The 281-nt window shown below is 48.0% G+C and carries 1 protein-coding gene; it reads right to left on the bottom strand.

The annotated features are described in order from the left end of the window. Window positions 1–261 (bottom strand): hypothetical protein (locus AB4585_RS29430; protein ID WP_372172377.1); only part of this gene is annotated, 261 nt, incomplete at its 3' end. Between the last annotated feature and the right edge of the window lie 20 nt (window positions 262–281).

Raw genomic sequence — 281 nt, forward strand, 5'->3', positions numbered from 1 at the left:
AGCAAACACCGACAATTCTCCATCTGGCGCACCGTAACGTGTTGTGCGGTAAGAGGCATCCAACACACCCACTTCAATAGCACGACCAACCGCGCTCGTGTAGATCGCAGTACCAGGCTCCACATTGCGAAAAACCCGACCAATGGTATAACTAAACACATCATGCAACTTTTGGTGATTGCCCGTATCTTTGACCGTCAACATCTCACGCCAAGCATTTGGGTGTTCAGATATGATTTCAGCGTACTTACGGTACTCCATATCTCTGTTCTTCAACATCC

The organism is Vibrio sp. 10N.222.49.C9 (assembly GCF_041474985.1).
GTDB classification, from domain to species: Bacteria; Pseudomonadota; Gammaproteobacteria; order Enterobacterales; family Vibrionaceae; genus Vibrio; species Vibrio crassostreae_C.